Raw genomic sequence first — 3659 nt, forward strand, 5'->3', positions numbered from 1 at the left:
CCCTACCACCAGGTCTGGCTGCGCCTGAGCGAGCGTGTAGGCGATGCTCCCGAGCTGCACCAGGCGCTGCTGGCCTACGCATCGGACTTCCATCTGCTGGGCACCGCGACCTTCCCGCACGGCATCAGCTACTACCATCCGCACGTGCAGATGGCCTCGCTGGACCACGCGATCTGGTTCCACCGCCCGTTCCGCGCCGATGACTGGCTGCTGTACTCGCTGGACAGCCCCAGCGCGCAGGATTCACGCGGCCTGGCCCGCGGCCAGTTCTTCACCCGTGATGGCGTGCTGGTTGCCAGCACCGCCCAGGAAGGCTTGATCCGCGTGGTTCCGGACCAGGCAGCAGCGGCCGCCGTGCCGGCCAAGGATTGATCCGATGCGTCAGATTTTCAGCAGCCAGCGCGTGGAAACCGTGGAAGGCGTGGCCGAGCTCCTGCGCAGCCACGACATCCAGGTGAAGGTCACCAACGGGCGCTCGTACAAGACCCGTCGCCGTGGCCAGTTCAGCTATACCGACCTGGGCAATGCCGGCGCCTACCCGGCGGTCTGGGTCGTGCGTGCCGACGACCAGCCGCGTGCGCGCGAAATCCTGCGCGACGCCCGCCTGCTCGACACCACCCGCCGTGACCATCCGACCGCAGAGTTCGCCTTCCGCGATGATGTGCAGGAAAGTGCCGGTGGTCGTGGCTGGGCCTGGCGCATCCGCATCGCCCTGCTGGTGGTGATCGCCGGCGTGGCGCTGGTGATCGGCCTGCGCCATCGCGGCGCCCCTGCCCCCGCAACCCCGGTGCCCGCACCGCAGGCCCAGCCGCAGCAAGCCCAGCCGGCCGCGCCGGCACCGCCGGAAGAAGAGGAAGTGCGGGTCCGCATCCAGCCGGCGAAGTAGTGCCGGCCGCTGGCCGGCAACCGCCGGTAGCGCCGGGCCATGCCCGGCGAGCCCAGCGGCCTGCATCCGCGGCCACAATGCCTGACAGGACAGCCGCCGGGCACGGCCCGGCGCTACCGGAAAAGGGCTGGTCACATTCCGCACGCGCCTCCGTCATGGGACACAATCCCTGCAGGAGCCCGCCGCCATGACGACCTTCGCAGCAAGCATCGACGACACACTGCACCGCGAACTGCCGGCCGCCAGCGGCGGCTGCCAGCATGCCTATGGGCGCATCGTGCTGGCCTGCCAGAACACGGTCACCGCCATCGCCCTGGCCATCACCGGCGACCGCCAGGCCAGCGAGGACATCGCCCAGGAAGCGTTCGTGAAGGGCTGGCAGCAGCTGCACCAGCTGCGCAGCGCGAGCAGCTTCCTGCCTTGGTTGCGGCAGATCACCCGCAATCTCGCCCGTGACTGGCTGCGCGCGCAACGTGGCCGACCGCTGAGTGGCGAGGCTGCCGAAGTGGCGTTGACCATGGCTGCGGATCCGGCCCCCGGTGCAGCGGATCGCCTGCAGCGGCTGGAAGAGGAAATCGCTGCCGAAGATATCATCTCTACCCTGCCCGGCGACAGCCGCGAAGTACTGCTGCTGTATTACCGCGAGGGCCAGCATTCGCAGCAGGTCGCTGACCTGCTCGGGCTGAGCGACGCGGCGGTACGCAAGCGCCTGTCACGCGCCCGTGCGCAGGTGCGCGAGGGCCTGCTGCAGCGCTTCGGCGAATTCGCCCGCAGCAGCGCGCCCAGTGCCGCGTTTGCAACGACGGTGGTGTCGATGGTGATGATCGCTGCGCCCGGCACCGCAAGCGCGGCGATCCTGCTGGGAACCGGCGTCGGCGTGGGTGGCAGCAAGCTCGGCCTCGGTGGCGCCAGCGCTGCCGGCGGTACCGCGCTCGGCTCGCTGACTGCTACGCTGAGCCAGCTACAGATGCTGCCCGCGTCAAGCTGGGCCGCGATCATCGGTGGCGTCGTCGGTGGCGCGCTCGGCAGCTATCTCGGCGGCCGTTTCCTGCTGTCGTACGCCGAGACCGGCGCCGAGCAGGTGCAGGTTCGCCGCTTCGTCAATCTCAGCACCGGCACCAGCCTGAGCTGGTGCCTGGCCATCCTGTTCACCGTGCTGCTGCAGGCGCCGATGTGGACGCAGCTGCTGGTGCTGGCACTGGGCCTGGTGGTGGTCAACTACCAGTGCCTGGTGACACTGCGGCGCATCATGGCGCCGCTGCTCGCGCGTGATGCAGCCCGGCGTGGGCGTCACGGGATCAACTGGAAGTACGAATCCATGTATGGCCTGACCGGCATGATGGCGGTGAACCTGATCGTCATCGGTGCCCTGGCCTATACGATGACGCTCAGCGGCCGCCTGTAACGGACAACGCCGGCATCACGCCGGCGTTGTCGTCGATCACTGCATTGAAAATCAGCGCTGCGGCTTCGGCACGGCGCCGTCACGCGGGCCGCCGTGGCGCGGGCCACCGTGCATCGGGCCCTTGGCGGCGTCGAACTCGGCCTTGCTCAGCTGGCCGTCCCTGTTCGTGTCAGCCGCGGCGAACCAGGCGTCACGATGCTGCTTCATGCGCAGCTCGCGGTCGGCCTTGTCCAGGTAGCCATCCTTGTTGAGGTCGAGCTGGTCGAAACGCTCGGCCAGGCGAGGATCGGCCTTGGCTTCCTCACGACTGATGCGGCCATCCTTGTTCGCGTCCAGCTTGGCCCAGCGCTCGCCGCCGCGACCACCGTGGCGGCCATGCTTCCAGCGCGGCAGCTCATCACGCGAGAGCTTGCCGTCCTTGTTCTTGTCCAGCTCATCGAACTTCGCGGCCAGGCGCGGGTTGGCCGCCGCTTCGCTGCGGTCGATGACGCCATCGCCATTGGTATCCAGCTTGGCCGGGCGTTGTGCCGGTGCAGCCGGGGTGTCGGCGGCCAAGGCGATACCGGTCGCGGAAGTGCCGAGCAGCAGGGCCAGCAGCAGGGGGGTACGGATCATGGGGTCACTCCTGGGAATGGGATTGGCATCGGGGTGAACACCTCACCCTCGGAGGACAACAACGCCTGACCACGGCCTCGGTTGACGCAGCCGCCTGCTCCATTCATCCGGCGGACAGTCGCCGCCATTGCGACAGGCTGGAGCTATGCTGTGCCCATGGCGAGACACGGCGACAGAGACGACGAACTGCGACTGTTCCAGACCGGCGAGCACCCCTGCGGGTACTGGCCGGACCGGGTCGCGCGCGATCTGGTGCTGGACCCGCAGGACCGTCGCCTCGGCGGGCTGTATCCGCTGGCCCTGAGCTGGGGATTCCGCCGCAGCGGTGATCTGGTCTATCGCCCGCACTGTGCGAACTGCCACGCCTGCGTCGCCGTGCGCATCCCGGTGGCGCGCTTCGCCCCGGACCGCAGCCAGCGCCGCTGCGCCGCACGCAATGCCGATCTGGAAGTACGCATCACTGCGGCCATGCCGCGTGAGGATCTGTTCGAGCTGTACCACCGCTACCTGGTGCATCGTCATGCCAAGGGCGGCATGGACGACCATGGCCCGCACGAGTTCGAGCAGTTCCTGATCGGCAGCTGGTCGCACACGCGCTTCATGGAAATGCGCCTGCCGGGCCACGACGGCCAGCCCAGCCAGCTGCTGGGTGTGGCGGTGACCGATGTGACCGAGCACGGGCTGTCGGCGGTCTATACCTTCTTCGACCCCGCCCATGCCGCGCGCGGGCTGGGCACGTTCGCGATCCTGCAG

4 protein-coding genes and 1 pseudogene are annotated in these 3659 nt (G+C 68.7%); 4 read left to right on the forward strand and 1 reads right to left on the reverse strand.

The window, feature by feature from the left end; all coding sequences use genetic code 11:
- From DBR20_RS04245 to DBR20_RS04255, 3 genes and pseudogenes are all read left to right on the forward strand, one after another.
- A pseudogene (locus tag DBR20_RS04245) lies at window positions 1-372 on the forward strand (acyl-CoA thioesterase domain-containing protein); the annotation flags it as partial.
- A 4-nt stretch (window positions 373-376) separates the two neighbouring features.
- The gene (locus DBR20_RS04250) at window positions 377-886 is read left to right on the forward strand and encodes a pathogenicity-like protein (protein WP_108265304.1); all 510 of its coding nucleotides are present in this window, start codon (window positions 377-379) and stop codon (window positions 884-886) included.
- Between the two features lie 187 nt (window positions 887-1073).
- On the forward strand, window positions 1074-2291 hold the full coding sequence (locus DBR20_RS04255) for an RNA polymerase sigma factor (RefSeq protein ID WP_108265305.1): 1218 nt from the start codon (window positions 1074-1076) through the stop codon (window positions 2289-2291).
- 51 nt (window positions 2292-2342) lie between these two features.
- On the opposite strand, the gene DBR20_RS04260 is transcribed toward DBR20_RS04255, so the two are convergent.
- The gene (locus DBR20_RS04260) at window positions 2343-2906 is read right to left on the reverse strand and encodes an EF-hand domain-containing protein (protein ID WP_108265306.1); all 564 of its coding nucleotides are present in this window, start codon (window positions 2904-2906) and stop codon (window positions 2343-2345) included.
- 156 nt (window positions 2907-3062) lie between these two features.
- Between DBR20_RS04260 and DBR20_RS04265 the strand changes: the two genes are divergently transcribed.
- Window positions 3063-3659, forward strand: a 597-nt coding sequence (locus DBR20_RS04265; protein WP_258223206.1) for an arginyltransferase, incomplete at its 3' end; no start/stop codon positions are given.

This window comes from Stenotrophomonas sp. HMWF023 (assembly GCF_003060985.1).
Taxonomy (GTDB): domain Bacteria; phylum Pseudomonadota; class Gammaproteobacteria; order Xanthomonadales; family Xanthomonadaceae; genus Stenotrophomonas; species Stenotrophomonas lactitubi.

What these genes read in the sequence shown, in the direction of transcription:
- DBR20_RS04255 (WP_108265305.1), top strand. Translation starts at nt 1,074, where the DNA reads ATGACGACCTTCGCAGCAAGCATCGACGACACACTGCACCGCGAACTG.
- DBR20_RS04250 (WP_108265304.1), top strand. Translation starts at nt 377, where the DNA reads ATGCGTCAGATTTTCAGCAGCCAGCGCGTGGAAACCGTGGAAGGCGTG.
- DBR20_RS04260 (WP_108265306.1), bottom strand. Translation starts at nt 2,906, where the DNA reads ATGATCCGTACCCCCCTGCTGCTGGCCCTGCTGCTCGGCACTTCCGCG.